Annotated in this window: 14 protein-coding genes and 2 tRNA genes; 10 read left to right on the top strand and 6 right to left on the bottom strand. The window is 61.1% G+C overall.

Features of this window, described 5'->3' with window-relative positions; genetic code table 11:
* Window positions 1-10 precede the first annotated feature (10 nt).
* Window positions 11-1,039 carry an aldo/keto reductase gene (locus tag JOE65_RS04190; protein ID WP_205162056.1) on the top strand — a complete coding sequence of 343 codons (1,029 nt, stop codon included), beginning with the start codon at window positions 11-13 and terminating at the stop codon, window positions 1,037-1,039.
* On the opposite strand, the gene JOE65_RS04185 is transcribed toward JOE65_RS04190, so the two are convergent.
* Entirely contained in the window at window positions 1,036-3,156 is a 2,121-nt protein-coding gene (locus JOE65_RS04185) for a RecQ family ATP-dependent DNA helicase (protein ID WP_205162055.1), read from the bottom strand. The genes JOE65_RS04190 and JOE65_RS04185 overlap by 4 nt on opposite strands.
* A gap of 109 nt (window positions 3,157-3,265) precedes the next feature.
* Between JOE65_RS04185 and JOE65_RS04180 the strand changes: the two genes are divergently transcribed.
* The 4 genes from JOE65_RS04180 to JOE65_RS04165 all read left to right on the top strand — a co-directional run bounded on the left by JOE65_RS04180 (window position 3,266) and on the right by JOE65_RS04165 (window position 6,865).
* Window positions 3,266-4,705 (top strand): phosphomannomutase/phosphoglucomutase, encoded by a 1,440-nt coding sequence (locus JOE65_RS04180; protein WP_338021543.1) that lies wholly within the window; start codon window positions 3,266-3,268, stop codon window positions 4,703-4,705.
* On the top strand, window positions 4,702-5,142 hold the full coding sequence (locus JOE65_RS04175; protein ID WP_205162053.1) for a hypothetical protein: 441 nt from the start codon (window positions 4,702-4,704) through the stop codon (window positions 5,140-5,142). Before JOE65_RS04180 ends, JOE65_RS04175 begins: the two co-directional genes overlap by 4 nt.
* 20 nt (window positions 5,143-5,162) lie before the next feature.
* Complete coding sequence (locus JOE65_RS04170; protein ID WP_205162052.1) at window positions 5,163-5,612, top strand: RrF2 family transcriptional regulator; 450 nt, start codon at window positions 5,163-5,165, stop codon at window positions 5,610-5,612.
* Between the two features lie 89 nt (window positions 5,613-5,701).
* The gene (locus tag JOE65_RS04165; RefSeq protein WP_205162051.1) at window positions 5,702-6,865 is read left to right on the top strand and encodes a globin domain-containing protein; all 1,164 of its coding nucleotides are present in this window, start codon (window positions 5,702-5,704) and stop codon (window positions 6,863-6,865) included.
* Window positions 6,866-6,970: 105 nt separating this feature from the next.
* On the opposite strand, the gene JOE65_RS04160 is transcribed toward JOE65_RS04165, so the two are convergent.
* Complete coding sequence (locus tag JOE65_RS04160) at window positions 6,971-8,767, bottom strand: phosphoenolpyruvate carboxykinase (GTP) (protein ID WP_239536862.1); 1,797 nt, start codon at window positions 8,765-8,767, stop codon at window positions 6,971-6,973.
* 346 nt (window positions 8,768-9,113) lie between these two features.
* Here JOE65_RS04160 and JOE65_RS04155 point away from each other — a divergent pair.
* Window positions 9,114-9,186, top strand: a tRNA-Arg gene (locus tag JOE65_RS04155).
* 78 nt (window positions 9,187-9,264) lie between these two features.
* On the opposite strand, the gene JOE65_RS04150 is transcribed toward JOE65_RS04155, so the two are convergent.
* Both JOE65_RS04150 and JOE65_RS04145 read right to left on the bottom strand, forming a co-directional pair.
* A complete protein-coding gene (locus tag JOE65_RS04150) occupies window positions 9,265-9,453 on the bottom strand; it encodes a hypothetical protein (protein WP_205162049.1) in 189 nt (62 codons plus the stop codon).
* Between the two features lie 11 nt (window positions 9,454-9,464).
* Complete coding sequence (locus tag JOE65_RS04145; protein ID WP_205162048.1) at window positions 9,465-10,004, bottom strand: SixA phosphatase family protein; 540 nt, start codon at window positions 10,002-10,004, stop codon at window positions 9,465-9,467.
* A 67-nt stretch (window positions 10,005-10,071) separates the two neighbouring features.
* Here JOE65_RS04145 and JOE65_RS04140 point away from each other — a divergent pair, with 67 nt between their 5' ends.
* Complete coding sequence (locus tag JOE65_RS04140) at window positions 10,072-11,481, top strand: dihydrolipoyl dehydrogenase family protein (RefSeq protein WP_205162047.1); 1,410 nt, start codon at window positions 10,072-10,074, stop codon at window positions 11,479-11,481.
* Here JOE65_RS04140 and JOE65_RS04135 read toward each other — a convergent pair.
* Together JOE65_RS04135 and upp are read right to left on the bottom strand one after the other, a co-directional pair.
* Window positions 11,478-12,290 carry a winged helix-turn-helix domain-containing protein gene (locus JOE65_RS04135; protein WP_205162046.1) on the bottom strand — a complete coding sequence of 271 codons (813 nt, stop codon included), beginning with the start codon at window positions 12,288-12,290 and terminating at the stop codon, window positions 11,478-11,480. The two genes, JOE65_RS04140 and JOE65_RS04135, sit on opposite strands and share 4 nt — an antisense overlap.
* Window positions 12,291-12,608: 318 nt before the next feature.
* Window positions 12,609-13,244 carry a uracil phosphoribosyltransferase gene (gene upp / locus JOE65_RS04130; RefSeq protein WP_205162045.1) on the bottom strand — a complete coding sequence of 212 codons (636 nt, stop codon included), beginning with the start codon at window positions 13,242-13,244 and terminating at the stop codon, window positions 12,609-12,611.
* A 23-nt stretch (window positions 13,245-13,267) separates the two neighbouring features.
* Here upp and tadA point away from each other — a divergent pair, with 23 nt between their 5' ends.
* The 3 genes from tadA (at window position 13,268) to JOE65_RS04115 (ending at window position 14,416) form a co-directional block, all read left to right on the top strand.
* Window positions 13,268-13,747, top strand: coding sequence for a tRNA adenosine(34) deaminase TadA (tadA, locus tag JOE65_RS04125; RefSeq protein WP_205162044.1), 480 nt, complete (start codon window positions 13,268-13,270; stop codon window positions 13,745-13,747).
* A 46-nt stretch (window positions 13,748-13,793) separates the two neighbouring features.
* Window positions 13,794-14,285 carry a pyridoxamine 5'-phosphate oxidase family protein gene (locus JOE65_RS04120; protein WP_205162043.1) on the top strand — a complete coding sequence of 164 codons (492 nt, stop codon included), beginning with the start codon at window positions 13,794-13,796 and terminating at the stop codon, window positions 14,283-14,285.
* Between the two features lie 43 nt (window positions 14,286-14,328).
* Window positions 14,329-14,416 (top strand) — tRNA-Ser (locus JOE65_RS04115).
* The last annotated feature ends 21 nt before the right edge of the window (window positions 14,417-14,437 follow it).

Raw genomic sequence — 14,437 nt, 5'->3', positions numbered from 1 at the left:
GGAGGCCAGCATGGAAATGCGTCTTCTGGGCCACAGTGGCACGGCTGTTTCACAGTATGCCCTCGGCACCATGACTTTCGGCGGTGATGCGGATGAGCAAACGTCGTTCGCCATGATGGACGCCTATGTGGCGGCGGGCGGGAACTTCATCGACACCGCCGACATCTACACCACGGGTCTTTCCGAGGAGATCGTTGGCCGCTGGCTGGCGTCACGTCAGGATGTGGCTGATGAGATTGTCCTTGCCACGAAAGCTCGGTTTGGCACGGGTGCTCGCGCGGACGTGAACAGCAGAGGGTTGTCCCGGCGGTTCCTGCAGCGTTCCCTTGATGAGTCGTTGGCACGACTGAACGTGGAGCATATTGATCTGTATCAGTGCCATTCCTGGGATCCGCTCACACCATTGACCGAGACACTGGGCTACCTGTCCGACGCCGTCGCACAAGGCAAAATTTCGTACTACGGGTTCTCGAATTTCACCGGCTGGCAGCTGACTAAGGCGGTGTATGAGTGCAGGCTCAACGGCTGGCCCGCACCGGTCACCTTGCAGCCGCAATACAGCTTGTTGGTCAGGGAAACGGAAAGCGAAATTGTTCCGGCAGCGCTCGATGCCGGCATCGGCCTGCTGCCATGGTCCCCCTTGGCAGGCGGCTGGCTGACTGGGAAGTACACGCGCGACGCCGAACCCGGCGAGGACTCGCGGTTCGCCGGGCGTTCCGCCGCGGGTCAGTCCTCGTGGCAGAGCCGGAACAGCGACGCCCGCACGTGGCAGGTTCTGGACGAGCTGGGGTCCATTGCCACTGAGCTGGAGGCCACCGTTTCGCAAGTGGCGCTTGCCTGGCTTTCCCAGCAGCCTGCAGTGACATCGGTGATTCTGGGCGCCCGCACCGTTGACCAGTTGGAAGCAAATCTGGGCGCAGCGGCTCTGATCCTCACGCAGGAGCAGCTCGAGCGGCTCTCAACGATCAGCGCTCCCGGACAAACCGAGTATCCCTATGGGCCACCTGCCCTGGATCAGCGCGACAGAGCGATCAACTAGGCCTTCAGCGCGAGCGTAAACGGTAGGACGGAGGTCCCCCCGGCTTCACGCAGCGACTTCGCGGCCACGGTCAGTGTCCACCGGCTGTCCGCTTGGTCATCGACCAAGAGGACCGGTCCCGGGTTTTCGCTGAACCAGGTTGCGCCCTCGGGAGGAACTTGGAATCTGTCCCACACAGAAGCTAGGCGAAAAGCACTGTTTCCACCGGGGGCGCCGGTTGGACCGCTGTCGACAAGCCTGAGGGCACCAAGATAGGGGATCCTGCCGATCTCTGAGAGCCCGCGCGCCAGCGATTCGACCATTAAGGGCCTGCCTCTGGACGGGACGGACACCACGGCCACTGGCCGCTCCTCCCACCCCCATTGGACCAAGACCTGAACGCAGCCCTTCATCAGTGCTGGATCCACTGCGGCATCGACTGCGCCGGCTGCGAAAACTTCGCGGAGCCGGCCGCCCCAGCCGAGATCGGTCAGGCGTGCAAGGGCGCGCCCGGCGGACATGGACACATCAGGTTTGATCTTTCCCTTGACGGCGACGCCGAGCTTGTCCATGCCCGAGGGCCACATGCCACGCGGTTCAATCTCCACTCCGGCACGACCAAGGGACTGGCTGGCGCTTTCTGAGGCATCGCGGGCAACGACGTCCGAGTACCAAGGGCCCGCACAGTTGTCGCAGCGTCCGCAGGGGCTGGCATCCTGGTCATCTAGTGTTCTGGCGAGAAACTCCATGCGGCACATGGACGTGGTCTCGTAATCCAGCATCAGGTTCTGCTCAGCGACGCGAGCCCGGGCAATGCGTTCGTAGCGATCGCGGTCGTAGGACCAGGGTTTACCAGTGCCTTGCCATCCACCCTGCACCCGTTGCACCGCACCATCCACGGCAAGAACTTTCAGGAGCAATTCCATCGGCGAGCGCTTGAGGTTGACCAGGGATTCCAGCGCTGGTGAGGACAGTGTCTGTCCGTTGGACAGGGCCTCCAGGACGGCCTCGGCCGGCGCCGCAGCGGGCATGGACGCCGTCGCAAAATACTCCCAAATGTCTTTGTCTTCTGTCCCTGGCAGCAGCAGTACGTCTGCGTTGGGGGTGCCACGACCTGCGCGGCCCACCTGCTGGTAATACGCCACGGGCGACGACGGCGCCCCCAGGTGCACCACAAAACCGAGGTCCGGTTTGTCGAACCCCATGCCGAGAGCTGAGGTGGCCACGAGCGCCTTGACCTCGTTCGCTTTCAGCGCTGCTTCCAGCTGTTCACGGTCTGCGGGATCGGTTCTGCCGGTATAGGCGCGGACCGTGTGACCTGCCTCCCGCAGGAGCCTGGCAGTATCCTCCGCGGCAGACACCGTCAGAGTGTAGATGATTCCGCTGCCGGGAAGATCATTCATGTGTGTGAGCAGCCAGGCCAGGCGGCTCTTGGGGCTGGGCAGACGCAGCACACCAAGCCGCAGAGACTTTCTGGCCAGAGGGCCACGGATGGTGAAGACGTCCTCTCCGCCAGCCCCCAGCTGTTCCTCGACGTCATCGACAACGCGGGAGTTGGCGGTGGCTGTGGTGGCCAAAACAGGCACCTTGGGTGGCAGCTGCGTTACGAGGTCTCTGATTCTGCGGTAGTCCGGACGGAAATCGTGGCCCCAGTCCGATATGCAATGTGCTTCGTCAATGACGAGTAGCCCTGAGCGGCGCATCAGTTCCGGCAGGTGCTGATCGCGGAAGCCCGGGTTGTTGAGCCTCTCTGGTGAGACCAGCAGAACGTCCACGGTGTCTTCTTCCAGTGCCGCAGAGATTTCCTGCCACTGGAGCTGGTTTGCGGAGTTAATGGCGCTGGCTCTGACGCCGGCCCGCTCTGCGGCAGAGACCTGGTCCCGCATGAGCGCCAAGAGTGGCGACACTATGAGTGTTGGCCCAGCCCCTCGGGCACGCAGCAACAGGCTAGCGACAAAGTAGACGGCAGACTTTCCCCAACCGGTCCGTTGCACCACCAGCGCACGGCGTCCACCTTCCACCAGTGCCTGGATTGCCTCAAACTGCCCCTCGTGAAACTGCGCATCTTCCCGCCCCACGAGCGCGCGCAGGATGGCAGTTGCCTCGGTATGAAGAGTTGTGGTTTCCGTGTCAGCCATGCCCCACAGTATTCCAGCCGGCTCCGACATTCCCGGCGCCGAAAGAGCCCGTTGTGGAAAACTCTGGTGGACCAGCGTGTCATCGTGCCGTCCGGCTAGACTCGACTGCGTGAACAGCACAGTCGATCTCTCCGAGTCCTTCAAGGCCTACGACGTTCGCGGCGTCGTCGGCGAAACCATCACGCGCGAAACCGTTGAGGCCACGGGCGCCGCGTTCGTGGACGTCCTCGATCTATCGGGGCAGACCGTTTTGGTGGGCGGCGATATGCGTCCGTCTTCACCCGAGTTCAGCAAGGCCTTCGCAGCTGGCGTGACCGCACGCGGCGCAGACGTAGTGCTGTTGGATCTGATCTCTACCGACGAGCTCTACTACGCCTGCGGTTCCTTTAACATGGCTGGCGTCACCTTCACGGCCAGCCACAATCCAGCGCAGTACAACGGGATCAAAATGGCCAAGGCCGGCGCCATCCCCATTTCTTCAGAAACTGGGCTCAAAGAAATCCAGGCGCGGGCAGAGCACTATCTGGCCGAGGGCGTCATCCCGTCAGTCGACAAAACCGGCTCGATCAGCGTCCGCGACGTACTGCGCGACTACGCGCAGTACCTGCGATCCCTTGTTGACCTCACAGGATCCCGCCCACTGAAGGTTGTGGTCGACGCCGGTAACGGTATGGCGGGCATGACAACGCCGGCCGTCCTGGGCGACAAGATCCTCCCGGCACTGCCGCTCGAGATCGTGCCGCTGTTCTTTGAACTCGATGGCTCGTTCCCAAATCATCCTGCGAACCCGCTGGAGCCGGAGAATCTACGTGACCTGCAGGCTGCCGTCGTCGAGCATGGCGCCGACATCGGGGTGGCGTTCGACGGCGATGCAGACCGCTGCTTCGTCATCGATGAAAAGGGCCAGCCCGTCAGCCCGTCCGCCATCACGGCCATGGTTGCTCGGCGGGAGATCCGGCGTGCACAGGCTGGTTCGACCAACCACGCCCCGGAAGAAACGCCCGCGATCATCCACAACCTGATCACCTCACGCGCAGTGCCTGAGTTAGTGAAGCACGACGGCGGCCGCCCGGTGCGCACCCGCGTGGGCCATTCATTCATCAAGGACTTGATGGCCAGTGAAGGCGCAGTGTTTGGCGGGGAGCACTCCGCGCACTACTACTTCCGTGACTTCTACAACGCTGACACCGGCATGCTTGCCGCTATGCACGTCCTTGCCGCGTTGGCTGAGCAGGATCTGCCGCTGTCAGATCTGGCCCGCGAGTACGAGCCGTACTTTGCCTCAGGCGAGGTCAATTCCCGGGTGGAGGATGTTCCCGCAGCTATCGAGCGCGTCCGCACTGAATTCACGGTCGACGGCGTGAGCGTGGACGAGCTGGACGGTGTCACCTTCACCGCAGACAGCGGAGCATGGTGGTTCAATCTGCGGGCTTCCAACACGGAGCCGTTCCTGCGGTTGAACGCCGAAGCCGAGACCGAGGCCACCATGGAGAAAATTCGCGATCGCGTCCTTGAACTTGTACGCGAGACCGCCAAGGAGAACGCATGAGCACTGAAGAAGACGCAACGCAGGATGCCATGGTGCAGGAGGATCTCAACAAGCTGTTGGGGACCGCGCTGGGCATGGCACAGGACCAGCTGGAGACACACGGTGCGTTCCTGCCCACGGCTCTGATTGTCGATAACACCGGTGAAGTGCGCATGGTTGCCGTTTCGCCGGAGGACGACGGCAAAGATCTCGACGCCGATTCTATGATCGAGGATCTTTACGAGGCGCTCAAGCAGCAGCGCAATGAAAACAGGGCCGCAGCGGTTGTCTCGGATATTCATCTGCCGGACGAGAACTCTGATGCCATTTACGTGGTTGCCGAGCATTCCACGTCCGTCGCCATCGCCGCGATCCAGCCCTACGGCGAAGAAGGTGGCCAGTGGTCCTACAAGGACCCGATCTGGGAGTCTGCGGACATTACCGTGTGGGGGCAGTGACGACGCCGTAAGCTAGATGCATGCGCATCAACTCATTCGCCGATCTTTGTCTGCGAATGGTGATGTTGATTGCCTCCACTCCCCCGGGTGCGCAATTCACCACTCGGGAAATTTCCGCGGGCGTGCACACCCCGTATAACCACGTCAGCAAGGCCGTTCTGAGGCTTCGAGACCTCGGCGTGGTCAACGTGTACCGCGGTCGCAATGGGGGCGTGCAGCTCAGCCCTGTGGGTAGGAATATCAGCGTTGGGTGGCTCCTTCGCGAGCTCGATACACGCATCGATATGGCGGATTGTGAGTCGCTAGAAGTAGCGTGTCCGCTCAGCAATAACTGTCGACTTCGTCACGCGCTCAACAGTGCCCGAGAAGCCTTCTATGCCTCCCTGGACAGCATTGTGCTAGCGGACCTACCCCATGAGGAGCAGATGAAGCCGGTCTTTGAATCGATTGGCCTTCGACCGGGTCTTTAGCCGAGTTGCACCCGTTTTCTACGTCGTGTAGAACTTAAGTTATAAATGTTGCACGTTAAATGCAACTAAAACGAAAGGCGCCTCACGCAATGCTCTCGTCTCAGTCTCTGCCGGTCATCAAAGCAACCCTTCCCGTCATATCCGAACGCATGGATGGCATCACCCCGCACTTCTACCGTCGCCTCTTTGAAGCCCATCCCGAACTCATGAACGGCCTCTTCAGCCGCTCCAACCAGCGCAACGGAAAGCAGCAATCAGCCCTTGCCGGAAGCATCGTCGCCTTCGCAGCCTGGCTGGCAGAAAACCCTGACTCGTATCCCGAAGCAGTGCTGGTCCGTATCGCAAACAAGCATACGTCGTTGGGGATCGTCCCGGACCAGTATCCGATTGTCTACAAGCACCTCTTCGATGCCATCGCTGAAGACCTGGGCGACACCTTGACCACCGAGATTGCCGACGCTTGGACGGAGGTCTACTGGCTCATGGCCCACGCGCTCATCAAAATCGAGAAGGGGCTCTACGCCGCTCAGGCGAATGACAAACCGTGGGCTCAGTGGCGGATTACCGAAAAGCGTCCCGCAGGCTCCGGTGCTGTCACCCTAGTGCTGGAACCGGCCGATGACACTCCAGCGACGCCTGGTCGCGCCGGCCAATACGTGAGTCTTCGGGTGCCCGTCAAGGACGGCCTCCTGCAGGTTCGGCAGTACTCGCTGAGCCACAACGCCGCCAGCACAACCTCCCGGACTATCACCACGAAGCTGGACGACGGCGGCGAAGTATCCCCCATCGTCCATCAGCTGCAGGTGGGGACCGTCGTCGAACTTTCCAACCCCTACGGCGAGGTGACCCTGGGTGATAACGATGGGCCGATCATTCTGGCATCAGCAGGCATAGGCTGCACGCCCGCGGCATCTCTGCTGCACGAGCTGGCCACTAACCACTCCGAGCGAGAGGTCCTCGTTCTGCATGCCGAGTCCACACCGGACATGTGGGCGCTCGGCCAGGAGATGACCTCGCATGTCAGCGAGCTGCCCAATGCGGATCTTCACGTCTGGTACGAGCAGGAGTTGGAGGGATTCCACAAGGGATTCATGACCCTTGAGGGGCTTGATATTCCGCAGGATGCGTCCTTGCACCTCTGCGGCCCGCTGCCGTTCATGAAGAGCATGCGCTCTCAGGCTCTGAAGGCGGGGATCCCCGCAGACAGGATTCAGTACGAGGTCTTTGGACCGGACATGTGGCTCTTCTCGTAGCCGTTCCCGCCCTGGCCTCCGCCCACTAAATACGTGGCGCAGGTGCAGGTGCGTGGTTTCGAAACCACGTATCTGCACCTGCGCCACGTATTTGCCTGTGAGGGCCTAGCCCAGGCGCTGCTTCAACTGGGCAAGCTGAGCGGTGAGCTCCGCCGGGAGGGAATCACCAAATCGCTCGTACCACTGCTCCATGCCCTGCAGCTCGTCCTTCCACTCATCGGGGTCCACCCGAACAGCATGATCTACCTGCTCTGGCGTCATATCCAGACCCGACAGGTCGATGGAATCGCCGGTTGGCACCAGACCAATGGGTGTTTCGACGGCGTCTGCGGTGCCTTCGATGCGCTGAACAACCCACTTCAGGACGCGTGAATTCTCGCTGAACCCGGGCCAGGCGAAACTGTTGTCGGCATTGCGGCGGAACCAGTTCACCAGGAAGATCTTTGGCAGACGCTCCTGATTGGCCTTGGAGCTGAGCGTGATCCAGTGCTTCAGGTAGTCGCCGGCGTCGTATCCGATGAACGGCAGCATGGCCATGGGGTCGCGACGCACCACGCCGACAGCGCCGGATGCTGCGGCGGTGGTCTCGGAGGAAAGCGTGGAACCCATGAAGATGCCGCTGGTCCAGTCGCGGGCCTGCGTTACCAGGGGGATGGTGGTCTTGCGGCGTCCGCCGAACAGAATCGCGGACAGTTCGACGCCTTCGGGTGAAAAGTATTCCTCGGCCAGCATGTCGATCTGATCGATCGGCGTGCAGAAACGCGAGTTGGGATGGGCCGCGGAGCGTCCGGACTCAGGGGTCCAATCGTTACCCCGCCAATCTGTCAGGTGGGCAGGAGCTTCGTCAGTCATTCCCTCCCACCACACGCCGCCGTCGTCCGTCAGCGCCACGTTGGTGAAGATGGAGTTGCCCTTTTCGATGCCACGCATGGCGTTGGGGTTGGTGCTCCAACCGGTTCCGGGAGCTACGCCAAACAGGCCAGCTTCTGGGTTGGTAGCGCGTAGTTCGCCTTCTTTGCCGAACCGCATCCAGGTGATGTCGTCGCCGAGCATCTCGGCCTTCCATCCCTCGACGGTGGGATCAAGCAGGGCGAGGTTGGTCTTGCCACAGGCAGAAGGGAATGCTGCCGAAACGTAGTAGTCCTTATTCTCCGGCGACGTGAGCTTCAGGATGAGCATGTGCTCAGCGAGCCATCCCTCGTCCCGGGCCATGGCAGAAGCGATGCGCAGAGCAAAGCACTTCTTGCCCAGTAGAGCGTTACCGCCGTAACCGGACCCGTAGGACCAGATGGAACGTTCCTCGGGGAAGTGAACAATCCACTTTTCCTCGTTACAGGGCCACGCGATATCCTTCTGTCCTTCTTCAAGCGGTGCACCTACAGAATGCAGCGCTGGAACGAAGAACGCGTTGTTCTCTTCCATTTTCCGGAGGACGTCGGCGCCAATATTGGCCATGATGCGCATGGAGGCCACCACGTAGCCGCTGTCTGTGATCTCAACGCCGAACTTGGGATCCTCTGCGTCCAGGTGGCCCATCACAAACGGAATGACGTACATGGTTCGACCACGCATGGCGCCGTCAAATAGGCCAGTGAGCTTCTCTTTCATCTGGGCCGGTTCCATCCAGTTGTTGGTGAAACCGGAGTCCCGCTCTTCCTCTGAGCAGATGAACGTCTGCTCTTCTACCCGGGCAACATCCTTGGGGTCTGAAAATGCTGCGAACGAATTGGGGAACTTCTTCGGGTCCAACCGGGTCAGCGTGCCTGCTTCGACGAGCTCGTCGGTCAGCAGCGTATTCTCTTCCACGGACCCGTCCACCCAATAGATACGATCAGGCTTAACCAGCTCAGCAACCTCTTTCACCCAAGACAACAGCGCAGCATGCGTCGTAGGTGCTTCCATCCGCGTTTCGACGGCAGACTGTGCAGCATCATCGCGGATTAGCTGGCTCGGCTGATTGGCCATGGAATTTCCCTTCGTAGGGTGACAGGTGTGATTTCGATGCTATGGCCCGTTCACCTTCCGTTTGCCGGTAGGGTCACAACTGCACGACACGTTAAAGCAGGTGAATCGCGTCTTTCCGTGGAGTTTCAGGAGTTTCTGATCCGTGCGGTGTGATTAAGGTCACCTAGACCGGTCTAGATTTTTTCAGAACAGCCTGATGCGAATTAGCAATGACATCTCAAACCGGCTAGTGTTATCTACGGCCAATCGGCCACAAGAAGCTTGGTTCGCCAGACTTCATAATGCGCCCGTAGCTCAACGGATAGAGCATCTGACTACGGATCAGAAGGTTGTAGGTTCGAATCCTGTCGGGCGCACATTGACCCCGTCACCACTCGGTGACGGGGTTTCTTGTTTAAACTATGCTCCCAGATCCGCGATGCGTGGCTTATTATCTATTCACGCATTGGATCGATTTTGGCGGCGCCCAGCCGCGGGAGTCGCGGATGAGGATGATCGTTCTGTTCGTCGATCACACCCCCGTACTTGCCCGTGGAGCCTGGCGCTCCGGACCCCGTTCCGTCCGCGGACTGGCTCATGCCAGCACGGCGGGGCCGGTGTCGCGGTTGCGGCACCGGTTCCACTGGTCCCCTCCTCAAGCGGCAGGATCGCGCTCTTGGGCGGACACGAAATGTGTGACGTCGGCATCCCGCCCGTCGAGTTCCGCCCACGTACCCGAATGCGTCAGCACGGTCAGCCCGGCCGGTTTGTACTCTGTGGCGAGTTCCATGACGGACTCTTCGTCTGATGATTTAGAGGCCAACCGCATGGCCAACTCCTGGATGCCGGGCATGTGGCCGATAACCAGGAGGCTCGTGACAGTTTCCGGGACATGGTTGATCAGCGTGAGCATGTCGACACTGGACGCCAAGTAGAGACCTCGCTCCAATTTTGCTGTGGGAGCTTTGTCCTGCAACTCCTGGCACACCCACGTGCACGTTTGCCGCGCCCGTAGAGCCGAAGAGCAGAGAATGAAGTCGGGTTCGGCGTGATGATCCACCATCCAGTGACCCGCCCAGGGCGCTTCCCGATGGCCCTGCCCCGTGAGTGGACGGTTGTGCTCGCCGACGTCGAGTGGCCAGGAAGCTGTGGCATGCCGCAGCAGCATGAGGCGTTTGACGTGGTGATTGCTCATCCTTTGAGTCTAGTGAACGTCAGCCTCAACACTTGTCACACGAGCTGTCGAGTGTCAGGCTCGGACCATGACTGAAAACGAAGCAACAGATGTCATTGTGATCGGTGCCGGTGCTGTCGGTGAAAATGTTGCCGGGCGCGTGGTCGAGGCCGGCTTGAGCGCCACCCTCGTGGAGTCCGCGCTCATCGGCGGCGAGTGCTCCTATTGGGCGTGCATGCCGTCGAAAGCACTGCTTCGCCCGGGCACTGCCCTGAAAGCGGCTCGGTCGGTTGCAGGATCGAGGGAAGCGGTCGCCGGAGGGCTAGACGCTAACGCTGTCCTGGAGCGCCGCAATTCTTTCACTTCCAACTGGGATGATTCTTCGCAGGAGAAGTGGGTGGCCGACGCCGGAATCCAGCTCATGCGCGGAAAAGCGCGTTTGAGTGCGCCCCGCACGGTAGAAGTCAGGCACGACGACGGCGGGACATCCACGCTCACGGCACGGGTCGCCGTCGTACTTGCAACCGGTTCTACCCCTACCCAGCCACCTATCAAGGGGCTGGATTCCGTGGAGTACTGGGGTACGCGGGAGGCCACCAGCGCGCAGGAGGTTCCCCAGAGTCTTGCCGTGATCGGCGGAGGGGTTGCGGGTACTGAGTTGGCGCAGGCGTTCGCGCGGCTGGGCTCTCAGGTGACCATGTTGGTTCGCGGAGATCTGCTGGAAACCTACCCGGAACCTGCCCGCCGGCTCGTGGCCAAAGCATTGGAGCAGGACGGAGTCGATCTTCTGCTACAGACGGAAGCCTCCGGCGTTTCAGCGACCGACGACGGCGTCGAGCTGACCATGCCGGACGGCTCCACCCTGAAAGTCGAGAAGCTCCTCGTCTCTACCGGCCGGCATCCTGCGCTGGCAGACCTCGGTCTGGAAGAGCTGGGGCTGGACATCAAGAACCTCGATCCCGATGACACCGGGCGCGTGAATGACTGGCTCTACGCGGTTGGGGACGCAGCCGGCAAGGTCCTACTGACCCATCAGGGGAAGTACGAAGCGCGCGCCACAGCAGACGCCATCGCCGGACGAGTCAACGGAAAGGTGGGAGACAGTCCAGAGCCCTGGAGCACATACTGCGCGACGGCGGACCATCACGCTGTCCCGCAAGTGGTGTTCACAGACCCCGAGATCGCCATGGTCGGCATGACCCTCCAACAAGCGCAGGACGCCGGACTGAACGTTTCGGAGACGTCACTGGACATCGCCGTCGCCGGATCGGCTCTCTTTGCCGATGATTACAAGGGCTGGGCGCAGATGGTGGTGGACGAGGACCGGAAGGTGCTGCTCGGCATGTTGTTCGCCGGTCCCGGAGTTTCCGAGCTCTTGCACTCCGCAACCATCGCGATCGTGGGAGAGGTGCCTCTGGAACGGCTGTGGCACGCGGTGCCTGCCTATCCCACGATCAGCGAAGTATGGCTACGACTGCTGGAGAAGTACGGACTCTAGATGGAGTATTCAGGAGCTGCCCAGACGACGACTTCGGGGTGCTCGTAGAAACGGTACCCCTGACCGCGCACGGTGCGAACGGTATTCGCCAGCCTCGACAACTTTGCGCGCAGACGCCGAATGTGAACATCAATGGTCCTGACGTTCGGGACTTCCTCAGCGTTCTTCCAGAGGGACTCCAGAAGCTCCTCACGGCTCACCGTGCGGGTGCCGTTCTCCACCAGGTAGTTCAGCAGTTCGAACTCTTTGAAGGTCAGGTTCAGGATGTCGCCATCGAGTTGAACTTCCCGGCGGGCCAGATCAATCAGTACGCCGGTAGCGCGTTGCCCCGAGGCATGGTTTCGCGCTTCGGCGCGTGGCCGACGATTGGCCGTGGGATCGCCCAGTGCCCGCCTGACGACGTCGATATCTGCGCCCTGCGCGCCAGCAGGAGCAAGGGCGACGGCGGCATGGCTCTGAGCGCCGGGTACCAGTTCCTGAACATAGGCGCGGATATTCTGCGCGAGCTTGGTCAGCGTGGTCCCATTGGCCGTCGCCGCTTCTTCGTCGAGACCGACGTAGACCACAAAACCGCGGGCCGCAGTGTCACTGCTGACCGGCTGGGGGCCTGGGACGCCGTTGGGCGTGATCACGGGAGTGGGTGCTGTTTCCGGATGGGCGGTGTCTCCATAGGGCGGAACCGCATGAAGCTGCCGGTAACCCTGTCCCTCGGAGTAAGCCTCCGCGGAACGAGAGTGCTGAAAGCTCGGCGAATTATCGCGTCGCTGTGGGCGGAGGGAGATGTGGACGTATCCGGATGCAACTGACATTTTTGAAACCTCAATGTGAATGGCCGTCATCGCGGCTCGAATGCTAAGGGTAAGCCGAATCGCGATGAAGCGGGTGTGCCCGCCGTTGGGCCCGTTAAAAATTACCGAGAAGCTGAGGGTGGTGCTTCAGGCATGCATTCGAAAACAGCACATGATCGAATCGGCCATGTGGCTGATCAGAGTCGCTGCGGCTGCAGATGCTGTCGAGTTGGTGTTCACATAAAGAATTATTACACGGAACGGTTAACTATTCGCAACGTAATGTGCATCACATCATCGATCCGCTCCGCTATCGCGGGGGTTTTGGGCGCCAAACGCCTAGTGGACGACGCCATACAGGCGGTCGCCGGCGTCGCCTAGACCAGGCACAATGTAGGCGTTCTCGTTGAGCTTCTCGTCGATGGAGGCCAGGACGATCGTGACGTTCTGCCCGTCCAGCTCTTCCTCGAGTGCCTTGAGACCCTCAGGGGCCGCCAGCAGGCAGATGCACGTGACGTCGTCGGCTCCACGCTGGAAAAGGAACTTGATTGCTTCCCGCAGCGTGCCGCCCGTGGCGAGCATCGGGTCCAGCACAAACACCTGCCGGCCCGTTAGGTCATCGGGCAGCCGCTCCGCATAGGTAATGGCCTCGAGCGTCTCCTCGTTGCGTTCCATCCCCAGGAACCCGACCTCCGCCGTCGGGACCAGCCGTGTCATGCCCTCCAGCATTCCAAGACCTGCACGCAGAATCGGAACGACCAGCGGCGTCGGCTTCAATAACCCGATGCCGTCAGTTGCCGTGACGGGCGTGGTCACGCGGACACTTTCCACCCGGACATTGCGGGTTGCCTCGTACGCCAGAAGCGTGACCAGTTCCTCCGTCAATAGCCGGAACACCGGCGACGATGTGTCTTTGTCCCGGAGGACTGTGAGCTTATGGGCAACAAGGGGATGGTCAACAACCAGTACGCGCATAGGTCAAAAGTACCATTGAGGTTATGAGTCGCCGAGGTCAGGATCACGAACGCTGGATGGGCTTCGCTCTGTCGGCGGCCGAACGTGCACTGGACTCCGGGGACGTGCCGATTGGCGCCGTCGTCGTCGGAACCGATGGGGTGATCTTGGGGACGGGCCGCAACGAACGTGAAGCTACCCATGATCCGACGGCGCACGCCGAGGTCGTTGCTATCCGACGAGCCGCGGAGGCGCTGGGAAGTTGGCGGCTGGAGGGCTGCACGCTGTTGGTGACGCTGGAGCCGTGTGCCATGTGTGCCGGGGCTATTGTGCTCGCGCGCGTGCCGCGGGTCGTGTTTGGGGCCTGGGATCCCAAGGCGGGCGCTGCGGGCTCCGTGTTCGAGGTGCTGCGCGAACCACGGCTGAATCATTGGGTAGAGGTTTTCCCAGACGTGCGCGCCGACGAGTGCTCCCGGCTGCTGACTGACTTCTTTGTGGGGCGCCGGGCTTCACCGGATGAATGAAGCTCGCTTACAATAGGTGTACCGACAATGTAAGGATGTGGTGCCAGTGGCCAACGATTCATCGCCCAACGGGCTCAAGGAAGTTGCCGATCTGCTGGAGGACGCCAAAATTGGAGTACTCACAACGACATCGGCGGAGGGGCACCTGGTCAGCCGGCCGTTGGCCCTGCAGGAAACAGAATTCGACGGCGAACTGTGGTTCTTCACGCAGGACCCCTCCCCCAAAGCAGACGAGATCCGGGGCAACCCGGAGGTCAACGTGGCCGTTCACAGCAAGGACGGCTGGGTCTCCATAGCTGGCTCTGCCGAGCTTGTTCACGACCGGGCGAAGATCGACGAACTGTGGAGCTCCTCGGTGGCAGCATGGTTTGAAAACGGCAAGGACGACCCCACTGTGTCTCTTATCCGCGTGGACGCGCACACAGCCGAATACTGGACCAGCGATGCACCCAAAGCGGTCAACATGTTCAAGATCGCCAAGGCAGCCGTTACGAGCGACAGGCCCAACGTTGGTAAGAACGACGTCGTCGACCTCTAGCGTTTTGGGGCTAGGACACCTCAACCGGTAACGTAGTGCCGTTGGTGACGTGTCCGAGCGGCCGAAGGTGCAACACTCGAAATGTTGTTTGGTGAAAGCCAACGTGGGTTCAAATCCCACCGTCACCGCCAATGAAAAAGGCCCTGGTTCCC

It is taken from the genome of Arthrobacter roseus (assembly GCF_016907875.1).
Taxonomy (GTDB): domain Bacteria; phylum Actinomycetota; class Actinomycetes; order Actinomycetales; family Micrococcaceae; genus Arthrobacter_J; species Arthrobacter_J roseus.
This window is presented reverse-complemented; position numbering and strand designations above follow the sequence as displayed.

Bases quoted from the DNA above. Each gene is read 5' to 3' on its own strand.
- JOE65_RS04145 (WP_205162048.1), bottom strand. From the start codon at position 10,004: ATGAGCAATCACCACGTCAAACGCCTCATGCTGCTGCGGCATGCCACA.
- upp (WP_205162045.1), bottom strand. From the start codon at position 13,244: ATGCGCGTACTGGTTGTTGACCATCCCCTTGTTGCCCATAAGCTCACA.
- tadA (WP_205162044.1), top strand. From the start codon at position 13,268: ATGAGTCGCCGAGGTCAGGATCACGAACGCTGGATGGGCTTCGCTCTG.
- JOE65_RS04175 (WP_205162053.1), top strand. From the start codon at position 4,702: ATGAGCACTGAAGAAGACGCAACGCAGGATGCCATGGTGCAGGAGGAT.
- JOE65_RS04190 (WP_205162056.1), top strand. From the start codon at position 11: ATGGAAATGCGTCTTCTGGGCCACAGTGGCACGGCTGTTTCACAGTAT.
- JOE65_RS04185 (WP_205162055.1), bottom strand. From the start codon at position 3,156: ATGGCTGACACGGAAACCACAACTCTTCATACCGAGGCAACTGCCATC.
- JOE65_RS04140 (WP_205162047.1), top strand. From the start codon at position 10,072: ATGACTGAAAACGAAGCAACAGATGTCATTGTGATCGGTGCCGGTGCT.
- JOE65_RS04160 (WP_239536862.1), bottom strand. From the start codon at position 8,767: ATGGAAGCACCTACGACGCATGCTGCGCTGTTGTCTTGGGTGAAAGAG.
- JOE65_RS04170 (WP_205162052.1), top strand. From the start codon at position 5,163: ATGCGCATCAACTCATTCGCCGATCTTTGTCTGCGAATGGTGATGTTG.
- JOE65_RS04165 (WP_205162051.1), top strand. From the start codon at position 5,702: ATGCTCTCGTCTCAGTCTCTGCCGGTCATCAAAGCAACCCTTCCCGTC.
- JOE65_RS04135 (WP_205162046.1), bottom strand. From the start codon at position 12,290: ATGTCAGTTGCATCCGGATACGTCCACATCTCCCTCCGCCCACAGCGA.